The sequence below is a fragment of the uncultured Brachyspira sp. genome, from assembly GCF_944388875.1.
Lineage (GTDB): Bacteria > Spirochaetota > Brachyspiria > Brachyspirales > Brachyspiraceae > Brachyspira.
Window position 1 is genome coordinate 13,747 of the sequence record NZ_CALXKQ010000012.1, and the last position, 18,807, is coordinate 32,553.

Annotated in this window: 20 protein-coding genes; 13 read left to right on the top strand and 7 right to left on the bottom strand. The window is 27.4% G+C overall.

Features of this window, described 5'->3' with window-relative positions; genetic code table 11:
* Position 1: 1 nt before the first annotated feature.
* On the bottom strand, positions 2–1,696 hold the full coding sequence (locus Q0J69_RS08300) for an AAA family ATPase (protein WP_297206088.1): 1,695 nt from the start codon (positions 1,694–1,696) through the stop codon (positions 2–4).
* Between the two features lie 250 nt (positions 1,697–1,946).
* Between Q0J69_RS08300 and Q0J69_RS08305 the strand changes: the two genes are divergently transcribed.
* The 4 genes from Q0J69_RS08305 to pgsA are packed head-to-tail and all read left to right on the top strand — an operon-like array spanning position 1,947 to position 5,288.
* Positions 1,947–2,897 (top strand): ATP-binding cassette domain-containing protein, encoded by a 951-nt coding sequence (locus Q0J69_RS08305; protein ID WP_297206090.1) that lies wholly within the window; start codon positions 1,947–1,949, stop codon positions 2,895–2,897.
* The gene (locus Q0J69_RS08310) at positions 2,898–3,641 is read left to right on the top strand and encodes an ABC transporter (RefSeq protein ID WP_297206092.1); all 744 of its coding nucleotides are present in this window, start codon (positions 2,898–2,900) and stop codon (positions 3,639–3,641) included.
* A 34-nt stretch (positions 3,642–3,675) separates the two neighbouring features.
* Positions 3,676–4,704, top strand: coding sequence for a DUF4340 domain-containing protein (locus Q0J69_RS08315; protein ID WP_297206094.1), 1,029 nt, complete (start codon positions 3,676–3,678; stop codon positions 4,702–4,704).
* 26 nt (positions 4,705–4,730) lie between these two features.
* Positions 4,731–5,288 carry a CDP-diacylglycerol--glycerol-3-phosphate 3-phosphatidyltransferase gene (gene pgsA, locus Q0J69_RS08320; RefSeq protein WP_297206096.1) on the top strand — a complete coding sequence of 186 codons (558 nt, stop codon included), beginning with the start codon at positions 4,731–4,733 and terminating at the stop codon, positions 5,286–5,288.
* Positions 5,289–5,356: 68 nt separating this feature from the next.
* Here the strand turns inward: pgsA and Q0J69_RS08325 are convergent, their stop codons facing one another.
* The 4 genes from Q0J69_RS08325 to galK form a co-directional block, all read right to left on the bottom strand.
* Positions 5,357–5,920, bottom strand: coding sequence for a hypothetical protein (locus tag Q0J69_RS08325; RefSeq protein ID WP_297206098.1), 564 nt, complete (start codon positions 5,918–5,920; stop codon positions 5,357–5,359).
* A gap of 101 nt (positions 5,921–6,021) precedes the next feature.
* Complete coding sequence (locus tag Q0J69_RS08330) at positions 6,022–6,603, bottom strand: hypothetical protein (RefSeq protein WP_297206100.1); 582 nt, start codon at positions 6,601–6,603, stop codon at positions 6,022–6,024.
* Positions 6,604–6,731: 128 nt separating this feature from the next.
* A protein-coding gene (gene prfB / locus Q0J69_RS08335; protein ID WP_297206102.1) for a peptide chain release factor 2 occupies positions 6,732–7,836 on the bottom strand; the annotation gives its coding sequence in 2 pieces (ribosomal slippage) (positions 6,732–7,763 and positions 7,765–7,836; 1,104 coding nt in all).
* A 48-nt stretch (positions 7,837–7,884) separates the two neighbouring features.
* Positions 7,885–9,066, bottom strand: a complete 1,182-nt coding sequence (gene galK / locus Q0J69_RS08340) for a galactokinase (RefSeq protein WP_297206105.1) — start codon at positions 9,064–9,066, stop codon at positions 7,885–7,887.
* 195 nt (positions 9,067–9,261) lie between these two features.
* Here galK and Q0J69_RS08345 point away from each other — a divergent pair, with 195 nt between their 5' ends.
* A complete protein-coding gene (locus tag Q0J69_RS08345) occupies positions 9,262–10,530 on the top strand; it encodes an L-serine ammonia-lyase, iron-sulfur-dependent, subunit alpha (RefSeq protein ID WP_297206108.1) in 1,269 nt (422 codons plus the stop codon).
* A 3-nt stretch (positions 10,531–10,533) separates the two neighbouring features.
* Here the strand turns inward: Q0J69_RS08345 and Q0J69_RS08350 are convergent, their stop codons facing one another.
* Positions 10,534–10,926: a hypothetical protein gene (locus Q0J69_RS08350; protein WP_297206110.1), complete on the bottom strand. Its 393-nt coding sequence runs from the start codon at positions 10,924–10,926 to the stop codon at positions 10,534–10,536.
* Positions 10,927–11,168: 242 nt separating this feature from the next.
* Between Q0J69_RS08350 and Q0J69_RS08355 the strand changes: the two genes are divergently transcribed.
* From Q0J69_RS08355 to Q0J69_RS08385, 7 genes are read left to right on the top strand one after another with little or no spacing between them, the layout of a single operon-like run.
* Positions 11,169–12,011, top strand: a complete 843-nt coding sequence (locus Q0J69_RS08355; protein ID WP_297206112.1) for a hypothetical protein — start codon at positions 11,169–11,171, stop codon at positions 12,009–12,011.
* Complete coding sequence (locus tag Q0J69_RS08360; RefSeq protein ID WP_297206115.1) at positions 11,971–12,879, top strand: hypothetical protein; 909 nt, start codon at positions 11,971–11,973, stop codon at positions 12,877–12,879. Before Q0J69_RS08355 ends, Q0J69_RS08360 begins: the two co-directional genes overlap by 41 nt.
* Positions 12,880–12,928: 49 nt before the next feature.
* Entirely contained in the window at positions 12,929–13,387 is a 459-nt protein-coding gene (locus tag Q0J69_RS08365; RefSeq protein ID WP_297206118.1) for a DUF721 domain-containing protein, read from the top strand.
* Positions 13,380–14,261, top strand: coding sequence for a sigma-70 family RNA polymerase sigma factor (locus Q0J69_RS08370; RefSeq protein WP_366030484.1), 882 nt, complete (start codon positions 13,380–13,382; stop codon positions 14,259–14,261). The genes Q0J69_RS08365 and Q0J69_RS08370 overlap by 8 nt, the downstream gene beginning before the upstream one ends.
* A complete protein-coding gene (locus tag Q0J69_RS08375; protein WP_297206125.1) occupies positions 14,251–14,751 on the top strand; it encodes a hypothetical protein in 501 nt (166 codons plus the stop codon). Before Q0J69_RS08370 ends, Q0J69_RS08375 begins: the two co-directional genes overlap by 11 nt.
* Complete coding sequence (locus Q0J69_RS08380; RefSeq protein ID WP_297206127.1) at positions 14,751–15,323, top strand: DNA-3-methyladenine glycosylase I; 573 nt, start codon at positions 14,751–14,753, stop codon at positions 15,321–15,323. The genes Q0J69_RS08375 and Q0J69_RS08380 overlap by 1 nt, the downstream gene beginning before the upstream one ends.
* A gap of 2 nt (positions 15,324–15,325) precedes the next feature.
* Complete coding sequence (locus tag Q0J69_RS08385; protein ID WP_297206129.1) at positions 15,326–16,504, top strand: cyclic nucleotide-binding domain-containing protein; 1,179 nt, start codon at positions 15,326–15,328, stop codon at positions 16,502–16,504.
* A 43-nt stretch (positions 16,505–16,547) separates the two neighbouring features.
* Here the strand turns inward: Q0J69_RS08385 and Q0J69_RS08390 are convergent, their stop codons facing one another.
* Complete coding sequence (locus tag Q0J69_RS08390; RefSeq protein WP_297206131.1) at positions 16,548–17,888, bottom strand: sialidase family protein; 1,341 nt, start codon at positions 17,886–17,888, stop codon at positions 16,548–16,550.
* Positions 17,889–18,044: 156 nt separating this feature from the next.
* Between Q0J69_RS08390 and Q0J69_RS08395 the strand changes: the two genes are divergently transcribed.
* Positions 18,045–18,725: a hypothetical protein gene (locus Q0J69_RS08395; RefSeq protein WP_297206133.1), complete on the top strand. Its 681-nt coding sequence runs from the start codon at positions 18,045–18,047 to the stop codon at positions 18,723–18,725.
* Positions 18,726–18,807: the final 82 nt, after the last annotated feature.

An 18,807-nucleotide genomic window follows, 5' to 3' on the forward strand; every position in this document is an offset into this window, starting at 1 on the left:
ATTATTTCAAAGACTCTCTAATCTTTTCAAGCTCTATAATCTTAGACTTTAATTCAGATATATTTTCATTGTATATTTTATACATTAAGAGATTGTTTTCATCGCTTAAAAATACAGAATATATATTATTAATATTATTTTTTAAATAATTTTCATATCCATTAACAAAGTCATTAATATTCTCTATTAACTCGTTACATTCTCTTTTTAAGTCTGAATTATTTACTGATACAGTATTATTAGCTGTATTATTGACACTATTTTTAACAGGCAGACTGCATGTAGTTTCATCTGCTTCATTTCCATTTTCATCTATTAAAGTAATAGGATTATATATATTATTATTAAGTGCAGCACTTATTGATGATATCCCAGAACTAATGTTACTAACTTTTAGATTCTTTGTTATTTTTAATTTGCCATTACCTAAATGTATACATTCAAAATCTTCGCATTGACTGCCGTATTCATCATATGGATTGAAATATGAATCAGTATTTAATTGATATGATGTAGCGTATAAATTGTTAAGTCTAAGCCTAGTAATCACAAATGATGAGCTAGATCTAAATTTTACAGGCAGTTTTACAAATTTTTTTCCTTTTATTGATACTGTTTCAAATTCTAAATCGTCATTATTAGTTGAACTAGTGCTGCTGCTATTTGAAGAAGTTTTAGAACTATTTTTTATGTACTCAATTTTTTCATCAAATCTGTTAATATCTAAAGTCGAAAAAATTTTTATGGCTTCTAACACGATTTTTTTTACTTCTTCAATATTTTCTTCAAGCGTCCATATACAATGAGTTATTAAAAAACAATCTACAGGCATAACAGTATTTCTATCAGAGAAAAATGCAGCTGCTTTCAGTATATAAACAATATTCTTCCATCTTCTGTCTGAAATATATATAGCTTCATTATTGCCTTTGTTGTATTCATCTATCTCATTTTTAATATAACATATTATATTAATAGCTTCGTCGGATACTGATATATTATCTATCTCTTTATGAAATTTTAACCAATCTTCAGTAGATATTTTTTCATCTTCTTTTAATTCAGCATCGAAAGAAACATCTTTATCAGATATTAACTTTACAAAATTATCAACATCTTTAGCAGTATCAACAAATAAACGCATTATGAATCTGTCATACATTGCCTCAAGTCCCTGCCCCTTAGGAGGAGTTTCATTACTCGCAGAAACTAATGCCTTTAATGGTACTTTCTCTTCCTGACTGCCGTTTCTGTATACTTTTTCATTTATTATAGTTAATAATGTATTTAATATTGCAGGGCTGCTTTTCCAAATTTCATCTAAAAATACAAAATCGGCTTTAGGAAGATATCCTTCAGTCTGTCTTTCAAATTTATCTTCTTTTAATTTTGATAAGCTCACAGGACCGAATACATCTTCAGGAGTTGTAAACCTATTCATAAGCTGACCGAAATATTTAGAGTCTTTAAAAACTGATGCTATTCTTCTTACTATCAAACTTTTAGCAGTTCCTGGAGGACCGTATAAAAATACTGATTTTCCAGCCAAAGCACATAAAAGAGTTAAGCTGATAACTTCTTCTTTTTCGTACAAACCTTCTGAAATTTTTTTTATAAGCGTCAAAATATCAATACTGCTGTTTTTATTTTCCTGACTTTTAATATTAGTATTTTTATTATGATTTTTTTTAGACATTTTATATATCCATATAAAGTTTGATAATTACAATATAATAAATTTTATTCTATTTGTCAATAAAAACTGTTATTATATAAAAATATTTATTAAAAAAACAATAAAATAACATATGTATTTAATTATATAAATTATAATTGTTTTTTTACTTTATATATATTATAATGTTTTTCTACTTATATATTTTTTAGATTTTAATTTTTAAATAATGATTTAATTTTAGCAATATATAAAATAAAAAAGGAACAAAATGATATCAGTAGAAAATTTAAACAAATACTATGGTGATTTTCATGCTTTAAAAGGCGTAAGTTTTGAAATAAATGCAGGCGAAATAGTAGGGATACTAGGGCCAAACGGAGCAGGAAAATCTACTACTTTAAGAATATTAACTTGCTACCTCTCTCCTACTAGCGGAAATGCTATTATTGACGGAAAAAGCATATTAAATAATGAAAGAGAAGTTAAAAAAGTTATAGGATATTTGCCTGAATCAGCACCTCTTTATGATGATATGTGCGTATTTGATTATCTTGTTTATATGGCAGAGATTCAGGAGCTTGAAAGAAGCCGATTAAATGAGAGGCTTAAATACGTTGTAGAAGCATGCAGTTTGAAAGATGTTATATCAAAATCAATAGGAGAGCTTTCAAAAGGTTATAAACAGCGTGTAGGTATTGCTGGTGCTATTATACATGATCCTAAAATACTTATATTAGATGAGCCTACAAACGGACTTGACCCAAATCAAATAGTAGAAATCAGAGAACTTATAAAAGAATTAGGAAAAGAAAAAACCGTTCTCATATCAACTCATATATTAAGCGAAGTTGAAGCTACTTGCTCTAGGGCTATTATTATTAATCAGGGAAATGTTATTGCTGATGCTGATCCTAAACATTTAAGTTTGAATGATGCAGGAAAAGAAAATAAAGTATCTGTAAGAATAAAATTATCTATAAAAACAAAGGATGATAATAATAAAATAATAGAAAAGTTAAAAAAAATAGAAAATGTTTATGATGTAAAAATAGAAAATAATGATGAGTTAAAAGATATTACGGTATATTCTAATGATGAAGAGCCTAGAGAAAAAATTTACTCATTTATAAAAAGCACAGATTGGATAATATATGAAATGGCAAAAGAAAGAGAAAATTTAGAAGAAGTGTTCCATACACTTACAAAAGGAGATAAATAAGTGGAGAATGTTTTTTCATTAAATAAGATTAATCAGACTATAAATAAATCAAATATTATATTAAAAAAAGAATTAAGACATATATTCTTTTCTCCTATAGCATATATATTTTCAGCAATATTTCTGATAGTAAGCGGAGTATATTTTTTCTCAAGATTTTTTATACTTCAGCAAAATGATATGCAGGATTTTTTTAATATTTTGCCTCTTATACTTTCACTAATAATACCGCCTATAACAATGGGATTATTATCCAGCGAGTTTTCAAGCGGTTCTTATGAGCTTATAAGCACTCAGTCTGTTTCATCTTTAGAAATTATATTAGGCAAATTCTGTTCAGCTGTAATATTTATGCTTTTTGCATTAATTCCTACCATACTCTACCCTATCACATTGATATTTTTAGGAAGATTGGATTTAGGACCTGTAATTGCAGGATATATCGGAAGCGTATTTCTTATTATGGCATTATGTGCTATAGGCATATTCGCATCATCAACAACTAAAAATCAGATAGTTGCTTTAATAGTTGGACTTGCCATTATGATATCATTAAATATGTTCCTAAGATATTTAACTTTGCTCTTCCCAGCATTAGTTAATATTATAGAGGTTATAAGCGGTGATTATCATTTTGCTAATATTGCAAGAGGAGTATTAGATTTAAGAGATATTGTTTATTTCTTATCTGTTGCTATAATATTTTTATACTTGGCTAATATTATGCTTGAAAATAGAAAATAATTTACAATATAAATAAAAAAATAGGATAAAAAATATGAATAAGAACGTTACAAAAATTATAATTTTACTTGTAGTATTGGCTGTAATAGGTGTTGCTGCATTCTTTACTACAAAACAAAAACGCATAGAAATTGAAGCAAATAAACCAAGAACTCAGCTTTTTGAACTCAATGAAACTAATGTAACAAAATATGAATTGAGATATTCAAATGAACCTATAATAGTAGAAAAGATAGGTGAAACTTGGAAAGTAACATCTCCTTCTAATAATTACAAAATAGATCAGTTAGAGGCTTTTGCAAATGTTAAAAACTTTAATACTTTGAATATTGATATGACTATAACTAATCTTGCTGAACTTGAATCATTCGGACTTGAAAATCCAAGCAATGAATTTATAGTTTGGGAGGGAGATAAAGAGTATCAGGTATTTGTAGGAAATAAAACTCCTGATGAAGAAAGATACTATGTTAAATATAATGATGAATATTTTAGTGTTGAACTTGTATATATAGAAGCACTTAAAAAAACTATTGATATGCTAAGAGATAAGCAAATATTTGACAGACCTATATATATAGATTCAGTTATAAGAACAGAAAGCAATATTAGAGATTATACAAATACTATAAGAAAAGAAAATAGAACTAATTGGGTAGTTGATGGAATTGAGGAAGAAATTAATTTAGATAAAGCATACAGAGATTTTGAGGCATTATCTTTAGTTAAAGCAACTGGATTTGTTAATAATGATAATATGAAAAAATATTTAGAAAGATTATTCAGAATCCCAGATGCTAAAATCACAATATTTATGGAAGATAATACTAAAAAAGAATATAGTTTAGTTTATGATACTAATGAAGGCAAAGTATATGTTAAGCCAGAAAGCGGTATAATATATGAAGTTGATTATTCAATATACAATGCTGCTATGAGAGGAAAAGAATACTATATAAAAACTGAAGAGGATGAAAAAGAGGCAGAAAATATGGATGATCCTTATATGGATATGGCAGAAGATAATAATATGAGATTGGATGATAATATACAGCAGCAATAATTATATAAATAAAAGGAAGTTATATTATGAAAAAGCAAATACCTAATTTACTAAGTATTAGCAGAATAGTTTTATCTCCGCTTGTTATATTTTTATATTTTTATAATTCTATGATAAGTGCAGTTTTGGCATTAATATTTCTAATAATACTGGAAATAACTGATGCTTTAGATGGAGCTATGGCTAGAAAATTAAATTTAGTAAGCGATTTAGGTAAAGTTTTGGATCCTTTTGCTGATACTGTATTTCATATAACTATGTTTACAATATTTTTATATGAAGGCTCTATGCCTATATGGATGTATATAATTTCACTTTATAGAGATATGTTTTCAATGTTTATAAGAATATTAGGCGGTCTTAGAGGATTTGCTGTTGCTGCTAAATTCAGCGGCAAATTAAAAACCGCCTCAAGAGCTGCAGCTGTAATTATAATATTTCTTATAAAAATATTAAAACACACAGACATAGTTCTTCCTTATAATCAAATAATATACTATAGTTTATTAGTAGTTACAATAATAACTATATACTCATTCTTTGATTATATGCCTTTGATAACAGGAAAAGCAAATAAAAAATAATTTATAACAAAAAATAAATAAATATAAAGGGTTATTCTTATATCTAGAATAATCCTTTTTTATTTTTATCAAAACCAATATCTAAATCCAAAATCTCCGTAGAATCTAAAAAATTTAGAGAAAGACCATCCGCTGCTTCTTGGATACCATCCGAAAGTTCTAAATCCGTCATTTCCTACAGCTATAACGCTTAAACCTGGAGCCGCTTGCAAAAATATTTCCCAATCTCTATCAACTATAAATGAAAATCCTACAGGAAGTCTAAAATTCGCCTCTATATTCCAATACTTATTGCCAAACTCCATTACTCCCTCCGCACCAGGTCCGAAATAAATCCAAACATGTGAATCTCCTAACATCCCTAATCTATGCTTTAATCCCCACCAATCAGCACTGACGCTAACTCCAAAAAATGCAAATCCAGTTGATGATATACCAATATTTAGAATTCCTCCAAACATAAAAGGAACAACATCAAATTTTCCAGTAATTCCTAAAGAAACCTGAGTGGGAAAACCAGCCCTAATGAAAAATCCAGCACTATCTCCATGAGGATAAAAAGAATATAATCTATTAAAAGCAGATGAAAAAGAAATTATAATAAAACTGTAAATGATTATCTTCTTATACATAACAATTATAAATCCAAAATATTTTATTAAAAAATATAAAAAAGTAAAGTAAAATAAAAGCCCCGTCTATTAAACGAGGCTGTGATTTTCTTAAATAAAATTTAGAACCAATATCTAAATCCAACTTGGAATGCTATATGCAAGAAATGACCTAAATACCATCTATTTCTGCGTCCGTCCTTATCACCCATATATATACCTAATATAGATACCCCATCTCCATCGGCATGAATAACATTTATAGTAGGAGCAGGTTCTAAGAATATTTCCCATTTTTGTTTAATTAAAAAAGAAAAACCTATAGGCATTCTCAAACCAGCATTAACTGACCATACACCATAAGAGCCAAAAGCAGCATCAGCAGCAAGTCCTGGTCCTAAATAAAAATGAACATCAGACTCTCCTGCCTGACCCAAAGGTATTTTTAATCCCCACCAGTCCATAGTTAATCCAATACCGAAATATTGATACCTTGGAGTTAATACACCTGCTACAGCCTGAACTCCAAACATTAAAGGCACGCCTTTGAATTGTCCTACTAATGCTAAACCTTGATTAGGATATCCAAAGAATAATGAAGCTCCTATTGCAGCACCATCTGAATAAGCAGCATGTGCTTTATTAGGTACGCATACAGCCAATGCAAATACCAAAACAGATGTTAACATAATCTTTTTTAACATAATATTCTCCGTTTTTTTATTTATATACACTATACTATTTATGTCTAAAAATGTCAACAAGTAACATAATTAATTAAACATAATAATATTTATGTTCAGAATAAATAAAAAACAAAAAATAAATAAAATCACTTTTTTATCTGCTGTTTGAGATATGCAGATATGAACTCATCTATATTTCCGTCCATAACAGAGTTCATATTACTGCTTTCATGCCCTGTTCTCAAATCTTTTACCATCTGATAAGGCTGAAATACATAACTTCTAATTTGGTTTCCCCAAGCTATATCCGTTTTCTCTCCTGCTATTTTCTGCTTTTCTTTATCAAGTTTTTCCTTTTCAAGCTGATAAAGTTTAGCCTTAAGCATCTTCATAGCCATATCTTTATTATTATGCTGGCTTCTCTCTGCCTGACACTGCACAACAATATTAGTAGGAATATGTGTTATTCTTATAGCAGATGATGTTTTATTAACATGCTGTCCGCCTGCCCCAGAAGCTCTGTATGTATCTATTCTTAAATCTGCAGGATTAATTTCAATTTCAATATCCTCATCTATATCTGGCATAACACTTACAGCCACAAATGAAGTATGCCTCTTAGCATTAGCGTCAAAAGGAGATATTCTAACCAATCTATGAACCCCTATTTCTGAACGCAAATAACCATAAGCATAAAGACCTTGTATATAAAAACTTATCTGCTTTATTCCAGCTTCATCCCCTGGAAGTTCATCTGTAGTTTCAACTGTAAAACCATGCCTCTCACAAAAACGTACATACATTCTTGAAAGCATAGAAGCCCAATCGCAGCTTTCTGTTCCTCCTGCTCCTGCATTCAAAGTTAAATATGCATTCTTACTGTCAAATTCTCCAGAAAATAAGTTTTTAGTTTCAAGTTCATCAAAAACTTTTTGAAGTTCAGTATACTCCCCTTCAAGCTCCTTTTCCATTTCCGTATCGCCTGATTCTATTGCCATTTCAACAAGCTCATATATATTATTGGAATTCTTTATTAGATTTTCAACAGGCTCTATCTTATCAAGAAGAAGCATTCTTTCTTTCATTAACTTTTGGGCAGCTATATTATCATTCCAAAAATCATCTTTTGCCGATACTTCATCGATCTCTTTTATTCTTTTATAAATAGAATCAGGGTCAAAGATACCCCCTTAATACTTCCGATTGTTCCTTAATATTTGCCACTGCATTTTTAATCTCAGATAATGTCATAAATTTTCCTAATTTATTATTAACAATTAATTTTGTTCAAATTAAAAATTACTCTTCTGTAGGCAATACTCTAGTGCCGTTAGATGATTTTAATATATAAACATCAGCATCTCTTCTAGTTCTTTCTTTATAATGGGCATATAAATTTTCTATAACATTTTCAACTTCTGTTTTTTTAAGGAATATTAAAACTCCTCCTCCAAAACCTGTACCTATCATTCTAGCACCTAATACTCCATCCATATTAATAGATTCTTCAACTAGTATATCCAATTCTGCAGTAGAAACTTCGTATAATTTACTTAATCCGTCATGAGTTTTTGATATTAAATTTGCTAAATCCTTAATAGAACCTTTTTTAATAGCTTTTACAGCTTGATTAACTCTGTCCTGCTCAGAAGAAACATATAAAGCACGTCTTTGTTCTTTATTTTGCAAAGTTTCTTTAATAAAATCAGCATCTTTAGGCTTCAAATCGCATAAAGATTTTAAATTAGTTTTTTTTTCTTTTAATTTTTTTAAAGCATTCTCACATTCTCTTCTTCTGGCATTATATTCACTGTCGCTGGATGTTCTTTTTTTATTACTGTTTACTACAGCCATACAGTATTCGCCCATATTAAAATCAAAATATTCATACTTAAGAGAATTCATATTAAAGAAAAATAATGTATTGTCCTTACCCATAAAAATTGTAGCATGATCGCTTAAGGATGTTCTATGAGAAGCATATTTTCTTTCACCTTCATACGAAAGTTTGGCCATATCTAGAGGCTCAATATCCTTTATATTATTTATATCCAAAGCAGCATAAGTCAAACAAGCACATAATGAACTTGAAGAAGCAAGAGATGTATTAAAAGGCAAATCAGTATATACAAATAAATCCATGCCATGAAGTTTATATCCATTTTCTAATAATACAGAATAAACACCCTTAAAATAAACAGCCCATTCATCATCTTTATTTTTTTCTAATTCATCTAAAGTAAATGATTTTTTAGCTTTGAAAGAATGAGCATATATATTAATTTTATTATCAGGTCTTTTTCTAGCTACTATATAAGTACCCCTATCTACAGCAGCTGTTATAGTATCGCCTCCTGAATAATCTATAAGCTCACCTATAATAGTTACTCTTCCAGGTGAAAAATATAATTTTGTATCGCCTTTATGTCCGAAAACTTCTCTAAATCTTGCTACTATTTTTAAATGTAATCTAGGTATCATAACTTAACTTCTCTCAAAATTTATCTGTTATAAATATCATAAAATAAAAAAAAATCAATAGTATAAATAAAATATTACTGTTAAATATTAATAAATCGTAATTTTTTTTTAAATTAGATTATAAAATATTGATTTTGATAATAAAGAATAATATAATATTAAAACTGCGAAATTTTAGGGAATATAAATAATATTATGAACAACAAATTATACAGAAACTATATAGATATATTAAAAGAAGAGCTAATACCAGCACTTGGATGTACAGAACCAATAGCAATAGCTTATGCGGGAGCAAAAATAAGAGATGTTGTAGGAGAAATACCAGATTCAATAACTGTAAAATGCAGCGGAAATATTATAAAAAATGTAAAAGGAGTAACTGTTCCTAATTCAGGAGGATTAAAAGGAATTGACATTGCTGCTGTTTTAGGATTGATAGGAGGCGATTCTAATAAAAATCTTGAAGTATTATCTACAGTAAAAGAAGAAGATATTGATAAAACTAAAGAACTTGTAAAAAACGGTTTTTGCAATTGTGATTTAATAGAAGGTTCTGAAAATCTTCATATCATAATAGAAGCTAAGTATAAAAATACATATTCCAGTATTGAAATAAAAAATGCTCATACAAATATCACTAAAATAATTAAAGACGGAAAAGAAATATTTACATCTGATAACTCAAACAGTGATAAGGAATTAGCAGACAGAGAATCATTAAAGATAAAAGAAATTTTAAATTTTGCAAATGAGGTTAATATAGAAGATATTAGAGAAATTATATCAAGACAAATAGATATGAATACAGCCATATCCAAAGAAGGAATAAAAAATGAATACGGTTCATGTATAGGAAGAACACTCCTTAAATATTATGGAGATGATATTAGAAACAAAGCAAAAGCTTATGCTTCTGCAGGTTCTGATGCCAGAATGGGAGGATGCCCTATGCCTGTAGTAACTAATTCAGGAAGCGGCAATCAAGGAATAACAGTATCTGTACCTGTAATACAATATGCCGAATACATGAAAGTATCAGAAGAAAAATTATACAGAGCATTGGTGCTTTCAAATTTAATAGCTATACTTCAGAAGAAACATATAGGAAAGTTATCAGCATTCTGCGGGGTTGTATGTGCTGCTACTGGGGCAGCTTCAGGTATTGCATATTTGCATGATGCTGACTATAAGATAATTTCAGATACTATAACAAATGCATTATGTACAATAGGAGGAATGGTTTGCGATGGGGCTAAGGCTTCATGTGCATCAAAAATTTCTGAAGCTGTAGACTGCGGAATATTGGCTTTTAATCTAGCAAGAGATGGTAAAGTTTTCAAGTCGGGGGACGGTCTTGTGAAAGATGATATAGAAGCTACAATTGACAGTATAGGAAGAATGGCTAAAGAAGGCATGAAAGGTACTGATATAGAAATACTTAATATAATGATAGATAAATAATTTCTATAATACTGATAAAAATTCTTTCCTTATAATATTTTTATGTCCTCTAAAAAATAATATTTTAAAATATACATCAATATCTAATATGCATGAAAATCCTTTTTTTAGAAAAACAGGTATTGCATTAATTATAATTCCCAAATAGTATATTTTAACATCTAATTTGATAGTACGGCTTTGATTAGAATGCAGAGTATAACACTCCTTTAAATTAGCCTCACCTACTTTATTGCCTGAACCCAATTTATCTTTAAATAAAGATATATAAATATTATTCAGCTCTACATCTATAAAAAAATTATTTTTTATATTTAAATCTATTTCTAAATTAACTCCTTTAAAATCCGCATTTTTAAAATTAACTTTATTAACAGAAATATCTGGTTCAAACATAACAATACCTATAAATATTTATTTAATAATAAAATAACATATATTATTTTAATTATCAATATGTAAATATGTAAAAAAGTATATAAATTATAAACTATAAAAACTGCAATACACTAATAAAACTATAAGATTGTATACTAGATTTATTTTAAAAAAATTGTATAATTAATTAATGAAAGTTCTCGATATATTGTAATGATATTTTACATAAGATTAGAAATATTTTTCAAAAGGAGTCTTCAATGGCTGGTTTAAGCGATAAAGAAATTAATGCAACTTTAGCTAGAATAAGAAGCGATTATGAAAAAGGTGCTGAGAAATACGGCAGTAAGATATATAATGTTAATAGTTTCAATGATAGATACAGAGAGGCATTGCAAAATAGACAGGATATATCAAATTTCTTAATCGTTGAAATAAAAATACTTGAAGATATAAAAACAACGCTCAGAGACAGAGAATTAGAACGCCAAAGAAAAAAAGCTGAAGAAGAAAAAGCTAAAGAAAATTCTTTTATGAATAAAGTAGACAATATGATAGAAAAGTTTAAGAGTGCTGTTGAAAAATATCCTTTAGAAGAAATGCATCCTAAGGCAGATCAGGAAATAGAACATTTATATGGTGCTTTTAAAGAATTATATAACTGTTTTTCTGTTATAAGATTCTTTTTATGCGGACCTGCAAGCGATTATGTGGTGGAAACTGCTATAAAAGACTATGACAATCAATTTCAAAAATTTATAATACCAGTAGGCGAAACTAAAGTACCGCAAATATTTGCTGATTATATATTTGCATTAAACAACGGAGAAAATTCAAGCAGAGCAGAACAATTCATACTTAAAGAATCAGGCTTCTTCCTGCATGCCTTTATAGAAAAAATGACTAATATAAAATCCATAGCATTAAAAGTAGCTAATGACGGAGAAATTGTACTTCCTGATTATTTAAATGTTCAATCTCCTAGAGTTTACAAATTTTTTAAAGGCAAGAAAAAAGAAGAAATGTATGATGCAACTATAGCTTATGCCAATGCTATGATAAATGACTTTAGGCTGCAAAGTTTCAAAAAAGATGCTAATTAAAAATATATTAATTTTAATTTTTTCTGCTTTTTTAACAAATATATCATTATATTCTCAAACTAATGATAATTTTGTGTACAATAAAAATAATTTAGCTAATGCATATAGATATTACAGAGCAAAAAATTATTTAAAAGCAGCCGAACTTTTTGAATATGAAATAGCCAATTCCCCTATTCTAAAAATAGAATATTTCGAAAACTTAGCTAATGCATATATGAATCTAAAAGATTATACAAATATGCTTAGAGTTTCAAGAAATGGAATTATAGTAAATAGATTCTCATCTAAATTATATTTTCAAAAAGGATATGCATTATACAAATTAGGAAACACAAATCAGGCAATAGATTCTATAAGGCATTCTATAAGTTTAAAACCAAATGATGCATATATGAATAATTATCTAGGACTTTTATATTTATACATTGAAGATTATAAACAGGCAGAATCATCATTTTTAAAAGCTACTGTTTATAGTCCCAATAATATAGTATATATGGTAAATTTGGCTGCAACTTATGAAAGAGATAAAAATTACAGTTCAGCACTTGAAGTATACGAGTCAGCATTCAAACTAGATCCAAAATACAAAGGTCTTCAGGACTCTATAACTAGAACAAGAACAATCCTTGGAATAAATACTAATTCTGCACAGCAAATAACTAATCAAAATAATATTATGGATTATAATGAAGATATAGAAGCAAAACCTATAGAATTAGAAAATTATGAAAACAGTATTATTACAAACAGCACTATAACAAATACATTCAATACAAATAATGATATGGATAATACAGCACATACAAATATAATTCAGGAAAACAGTACAAATATGCAAAAAAATAATTCAACCAATAATTAATATTGATAATATAAAAATTTATTATATGATATATATTAGGAATTATTATATGCATACAATAAAAAATACTTTAGAAGAATATTCAAATATAAAATCATATCAGAATATAAATCTTTCAAGTTATATTAAAATATCACAAAAGTGGAATGATATTATAGGAGAAGTTCTGTCAAAAATATGCTATCCTTCATTTTTTAGAAATGGAATACTTACAGTGATTGTTAAAGACAATGTATGGGCCAATGAAATATTTATGAACAGAACTAACATATTTAAAAACATAAAAAAAGAAACAAATATAGAAGTAGTAGAATTAAAAACTAGAATAGGAGAAATTAGTAATATAGATAATAATAAACCTAAAGAAGATGTAGAAAAAAATAATAATAATTTGACTAAAGAACATAAAGAATGGATGGAAAATGTTATAAAAGAATCAAATATAAAAGATGAAAGAATGAAAGAGATGTTCTTTAATATACTAAAATATGAGGATAATGATGATTGATGATGAGTTTATAAAAAAAGCTGTAAATGAATATAAAATTGCTAGAAGCATTGAATCTTTAAAAAAAATTAATAATCATTTATCTAATTATATATATAATTATCCTAGAAAAGTTTTTGGTGCTTATCATAATGATGCTTTAGAGTTTTATTCATATTATATAGAAAGAATAGAAAATATAATATTAAAATACAATGAAACAGAAGCTAAATTTATAACATGGTTTACATACACATTAAGAAGCCATTATTTAAATTTTATAGATTATAAAAAGAGAAAAAATAAATATAATAAAAAAGAAATATCCATAGATGCCCCATTATGCAATAGAGATTCTTTAACATTGCATGATGTGCTTTATGATACTAAATCATATTCAATAAATGAGTATACAGAAAATTATGATGAAGAAACAAATATAGAAAATATAGCTTTAAATATGTTCAACTATATAGAAAAAGAATTTAATGACAGGGATTCTTTGGCATTCTTTATACATAATTTAGAATTATTTATTAATCTTATAGCATCGCCTTTAATGAAATATTTTAATATTAGTTATGAAGAAGCATACTCTATAATAGAAAAAGCAAGAGCAACATATATAAATAAATATAATGAAATAATAAAACAGCAGGACAAAATAGCTAAAGTAAATGCTCAAATATCAGAAAACAATAGAAAAGGAATTTTCACAGTACATTTGGCTAGTAAAAAACAAAATTACATAAAAAAACTTCATTCTATAAAATTAAATGTTCCTTATGATTTTATAGCTAAAGTTCTCAATATAACATCTAATGCGGTTTCTAAAATTATAAATAAAATAAAAAATAAATTAAAAGAAAATTTTGGATTGATATATGATAGATAAAAACTATAATTATACGGAAGAAGAAATTATTAATTATGTTAATGGGATTAAAGTTTCTGATGAGTTTATTAACGAGCTTGAAATAAATACAGATTTACAAAGAGAAGTAAGCAGTTTAAGAAATGATATATTCATAATGGAAAACGTTAAAGACTCAGAAATGTTTAATGAAGAAAAAAAGAAATCAGTCATTAATATAAAAAATAATGAAGTTGATTATATGCTTTATTTCAGCAGAGTAACGCCTTTGCTTTCTAGGGGAAGCAATGAAAATGAAAAATACATATACAATAATATAGAAATAAGTAAAAATGGAAATGAATATCATATTAATATAAAAGATATAAAGAACTGGTGCATTATAGATTATAACGGAGAGAAAATAGTAAATATAATCGAACAAAAGGATAATTATTCCATGTTTTTAAAAAAAGGAAAATATAATATAAAAGTAGATGATTATGAATCTAGTATAACGGTGGATGAATAATGAGCGATAGTATATGCAAATGGGCTAAAAGTGAAATAGAAATAAAATATCATAATGAGGAGTGGTGCAGAATATGCCATGATGAGAGGAAATTGTTTGAAATGCTTATACTAGAAGGCATGCAGGCAGGACTCAGTTGGAAATGCATACTAGATAAACGTGAAAATATGAGAGATGCATTCGATAATTTTGATTATAAAAAGATAGCTAAATATGATAATAAAAAAATAGAAGAGCTGCTTAATAACAAGGGAATTATCAGAAATAAAAGAAAAATTAATGCTTTAATATTAAATGCACAAAAATTTATTGAAGTTCAAAAAGAATTTGGAAGTTTCGACAAATATATATGGGCTTTTACCGATAATAAGCAAATAGATAATAAACTAAACGATGATTCCCAAATACCAGCAAAAAATGAATTATCTGATACTATCAGTAAAGATTTAATAAAAAGAGGATTTAAATTTGTAGGAAGTGTTATCGTTTACAGTTATATGCAGGGTATAGGAATTGTAAATGATCATTCTATAAACTGTAAATTTCATAATATATCAATTAATGGAAATTAAATATGAGCTACAATACTTTATCATTTCAAAAATCAGCTATTATATACATAAAGAATCAATATCCTAAAGATTCTTTTTATGTAGTTACAAAGGAAAAAGCTATATCTTACGGTACTTTAGATTACAATATAGAATTTAATAAAGGAAATATATTAGGATTAGTAAATGCTGTATTAAATGAACCATATTTCTATAATGTAAAAGCTATAGAAGATACAGAAGTAATGGAAGTAAAAATAGATGATATAGTTAATATAGAAAGCAAAGACTTAATGATAAAAATAGATAGATATTTGGATACATCATTAGAAATGTGGCTGAGCAAATATTATATGTTATTATCAAGTCATCATAAAAATAAAAATATATCTTATCAGTTCAGACAAACTAAAGAAGAAATATTAAAGATGGCTGATATATACAAACATAACGGCTTCAATGATGCTTCGTATAAATTATGCAAAAAATGTATAGAGCTATTTCCTGAAAGTGAAAATGAAATAAAAAATGCATTATCAATTTTAACTCCTGTAGAAGAAACTGCTAAATCTGAAGACAATACATACAGTTATAAAAAAGGATACTGCATATACACAGAACTTGAATCAAACGAACATTTATACATTATAAAATCAGGAAGAATTGGAGTATATAATATATTAAATTCTAATCTAATCACCAGAGCAATTTATTCTGAAGGAAGTATTATTGACGGATACAAACCTGTTGGAAAATATCAGGCATTATCCACAAGCGTTGTAGTATTAGAAGATTCTTTAATAAAAGTATTGAAAAGAGAAGAATTAATAGAAGCTATGGAGCATGAAAATTCTTTAAAACTTTATTATATAAAAATGGCAAGCATGAAAATTAGAAATGCTGTATTAAAAATAATAGTGCTTCATACAGAAGATATAATATCTAAGCTAATAATAACATTATACTATATGCTTAGAACTGAAACACTTCCTAAAGACAGCAATTCTGTAGATTTATTGTATACTATAAATGATATAAAAACTATAATTGATGTTGAAGATGCCTCTATTGTAGAAAAAGAATTAAATAAAATAAGATCTGTAAAAATATCTGAAGATAATAATATCAATATATCAGATATAAAAAACTTCGTATTAGAATATAAAAACTGCATGAATAGAATAACAAGTCATCATAAATAATAAAGCATCATATTAGTTATAATGCTTTATTATTTTTTACATATTAATATTTATTAGGCGGGTTATATACATCTTTACCATCTGTAAGCCATGCAAGATTAAATCTTCTAAATACAATATCATAATGTTCTTTATTTGGATTTGTACCATTGCCCTCTTCACTAAGAACAACTATAGTACCGTCTTTAAGTCTTGCAAGAGAAGTATAGCCTGCCTTTGAAGAATTAAGAACCCTCCCTACTTCCCAGCTTTTACCCTCATCATAACTGATAAATGCCGTAAGATTTTTCCTTCCATTATCAGAGTTTAAAGCAACATGTATAAGTCTGTTTTTTTCATAACCATATTTTGTAGATGAATACATTATACCTTCAGCATTGCATGCCGCATCATTAAAATTTCCTTTTACAGAAGCTGTTATTTCATCCCAATTACTTCCAATACCAGACTGAGAACGAAACCATATTCTTTTTTTACTACTAGCATTCCAAGGACCCGAACGTACAGACATTAATATTCTTCCATCATTTAATTGTGCCACAACCTTAGGTTCATCTTGTGTGCCTGATTTTCTTTTAGCAATACTTCTTACATGCCAAGTATATCCATTATCCATAGAAACAATAACAGCAGCAGCAGCTTTAGTAGCATCCGTTCCGCTATTTACTAACATAGCCCCCATCAATGTACCATCTTCAAGCCTTACTCCTGTACCAGAAGCAGCAAATCCTCTTTTATATGGCTGAAGCAAACCGCTTCCAAAATTATTTACATCACCATCAGCATCTTTCCACTCACTCCAAGTAACACCATCATCTGTACTTCTAGAAATCATTACCTTTGAATATTTTTTAGTTTGCTGTGCATAACCGCCGCCTGCAGAACATAAAACTACTAAATCTCCATTTTTGCATGAAAAAAATAATGAATCCCCATGAGCATCATCTTTACTTATTGATTTAGGGGGTATTATTATCTCGCCTCCAAATGTATGCCCGCCATCTGTGCTTCTTCTTACAACTATATCAATATCTTTAGAATTATTGAATCCTACATCTTCATAACTGCCCTTTCTGCTGTCAGCAACTGCTATAATAGTATTTTTTTCTGAAACGGTTATAGCTGGTATTCTGTATATACTTGTAGGATTACCGCTTTTATCAACAGAACTATGAAAAAGTACTTGGGAGTCTAAAAGTTTAGGTCTTTGCTGTTCTTCATCTTCCAAAAACCAATTAGGAACTTCCTCTTCAAATTCATTATTACCAGAAGAAGAATTAATACTTGAATTATTTTTAGAAATAGGATATGTCGGCATAAGTTTCTTCATGCATGAAGAAAGCAATATAAACATAGAAAAAAATAATATAGATTTTTTTAACATAGATTGTCCTTATTTAATCATCATAACATATTTTATAAATATACGAATTAAAATATATTAGTCAAATTAACAAACATAATCTAATAAATTTGACTAATAAAATTATTATATTATATTTTGATAAAAGCATATATTAATTATACTGAAGGAAAATCAATGTTGTACATCAAAAGAAATCTGCTTTGCATATTATATTTATCTGCATTCTTATCAATATCTAAAATATCATTTGCCGCCTCAGAAGGAGGTTTTGAAGCTATAGTAAATATTCCATTAGGAACTGCTGTAACAGTAGTGCATAAAAATGTCCCTGTAGAAGGAAATCCAAAAGGTCATGCAAACTTTCAATGCGGAATAGAAACAGACATTGGATATATGTTTCAATTAAAAGAAAATATGGGAATTAGTTTATTAGGAGTTTTCGGATACAATTATACTTCAGCATCATATTCCAAATATAATGGAAATATAAAATACAAATTTATTGAAAATGACATTTATATAGGGATATTACCAAAATTTAATATAGATTCTTTTTCTATAGGTATAAATTTTGGATTCAGATTTACATTATCGCCTAATATTCTTTTTTATAATTCAAAAGATACTGTAGAAATAAAGCAGGATATATATCCTAGAATGTATATAAGAGGCACTTTTGATTATTCTATTTTTTTTAGAGAGGATATGGCAATTAATGTAGGCATATATATCGGTTATGATTTCGGTGATTATTGGGACGGAACATCAAAAGAATTGTATGTTGTAAAAAATGAGTCTTTTGGAAATGTTGAAGTTGGGGCACAATTCGGATTTAGATTCGGACCTAAATTTTAATAAAAAAATATATAAATAATTGAAAATTATTATACTATTGTTAAAATAGTAAAATATATTTATTAAAAAATAATAAACATAT